This window comes from Rhodococcus sp. 06-235-1A, assembly GCF_002258785.1.
GTDB lineage: Bacteria > Actinomycetota > Actinomycetes > Mycobacteriales > Mycobacteriaceae > Rhodococcoides.
This window is the reverse complement of record NZ_NOYI01000017.1, coordinates 1-1,716: the sequence shown is the minus strand read 5'-3', so window position 1 is coordinate 1,716 and position 1,716 is coordinate 1. Positions and strand designations below refer to the sequence as shown.

General features: G+C 67.2%; 2 protein-coding genes. Both read right to left on the bottom strand.

Features of this window, described 5'->3' with window-relative positions:
* A complete protein-coding gene (locus tag CH275_RS16980; RefSeq protein ID WP_094679521.1) occupies positions 1-633 on the bottom strand; it encodes an MBL fold metallo-hydrolase in 633 nt (210 codons plus the stop codon).
* Complete coding sequence (locus tag CH275_RS16975) at positions 630-1,715, bottom strand: S-(hydroxymethyl)mycothiol dehydrogenase (protein WP_094679520.1); 1,086 nt, start codon at positions 1,713-1,715, stop codon at positions 630-632. Before CH275_RS16975 ends, CH275_RS16980 begins: the two co-directional genes overlap by 4 nt.
* Between the last annotated feature and the right edge of the window lies 1 nt (position 1,716).

Sequence of the window (1,716 nt, the reverse complement as noted above, 5' to 3'; positions counted from 1 at the left end):
TCAGCTGCCGCGGGCGATCCATTCCTCGAGGTGTGGTGCTTCGTCGCCGATGCGTGTTCGGTCTCCGTGTCCGGTGTTGACTCGGGTGTCGGCGGGGAGGGTGAACAGGCGGTCGCGGATGGATCCGATGATGGTCGGGAAATCGGAGTAGGAGCGTCCGGTGGCTCCCGGTCCGCCGGAGAAGAGGGTGTCGCCGGAGAACAACTGCCCTGCTTCCGGCAGATACAGGCAGGTGGATCCGGGTGAGTGCCCGGGGGTGTGCAGCGCGAGGATGTCGGTTCCGGCGACGGTGATGCGTTGGCCGTCCTCGAGGAGCGAGTGCCCGATGCCGGGGTGGGTCTGTTCCCACAGCACGTCGTCGGCGGGATGCAGCAGGATCGGTGCATCGAGGGTGTCGGCGAGTTCGGGGGCGACGGTCACGTGATCGTTGTGACCGTGGGTGCAGATGATCGCTGTGACGGTCCGGCCGGCGACGGCGTCGACGATCGGGGCGGCGGTGTGTGCTGCATCGACGATGACGACTTCGTCGTCGTCGCCGATGAGCCAGATGTTGTTCTCGACGTCCCAGGTGCCGCCGTCGAGGCTGAACGTGCCGGAGGTGACGACGTTCTGGACACGGAATTGCCCGCTCACAGGATCACCACCGACCGCAGCACGGTGCCCTGGTGCATCTTGTCGAACGCGGCTTCGACGTCGTCGAGGGTGATGCGTTCGGTGACGAACTTCTCGAGCGGCAACCGGCCCTGCTGATACAGATCCACCAACTGCGGGAAGTCCCGTTCGGGCAGGCAGTCGCCGTACCAGGACGACTTGAGCGATCCGCCGCGGGAGAAGAAGTCGATCAGCGGCATCTCGAGGGTCATCTCCGGGGTCGGGACCCCGACGAGGACGACGGTGCCGGCCAGGTCGCGGGCGTAGAAGGCTTGTTTCCAGGTTTCGGGGCGGCCGACGGCGTCGATGACGACATCGGCACCGAAACCACCGGTGAGTTCCTGGACGGCCTCGACGGCGTCGACCTGCGAGGAGTCGACGGTGTGGGTGGCTCCGAGTTCGAGGGCCCAGTCGAGTTTTCCTTTGTCGCGGTCGACGGCGATGATCGTCGATGCCCCGGCCAGGCGGGCTCCGGCGATCGCGGCGTCGCCGACACCGCCGCAGCCGATCACCGCGACGGAGTCCCCGCGTGAGACGTGGCCGGTGTTCATCGCCGCGCCGAGTCCGGCCATGACCCCGCAGCCGAGGAGTCCGACGACGGCGGGATCGGCGGTCGGGTCGACCTTGGTGCACTGGCCTTCGTGGACGAGGGTTTTCTCGGCGAACGCACCGATCCCCAGCGCGGGGGTCAGTTCGGTGCCGTCGTCGAGGGTCATCTTCTGGGCGGCGTTGTGGGTGTCGAAGCAGTACCAGGGGGTGCCGCGTTTGCAGGCGCGGCATTCCCCGCAGACGGCGCGCCAGTTGAGGACGACGAAGTCGCCGACCTCGACGTGTTCGACGCGGTCGCCGATGGTCTCGACGATGCCGGCGGCTTCGTGTCCGAGCAGGAACGGGAATTCGTCGTTGATGCCGCCCTCGCGGTAGTGCAGGTCGGTGTGGCACACCCCGCAGGCCGCGATTTTCACGATCACCTCGTTCGGGCCGGGATCGGGGATGGTGATCGTCTCGATGGAGACGGGTGCGCCCTTGCTCTTGGCGACGACGGCACGGACCTGCTGCGGCATG

Coding starts and splice junctions, on each gene's coding strand:
- CH275_RS16975 (WP_094679520.1), bottom strand. CDS start 1,715: ATGCCGCAGCAGGTCCGTGCCGTCGTCGCCAAGAGCAAGGGCGCACCC.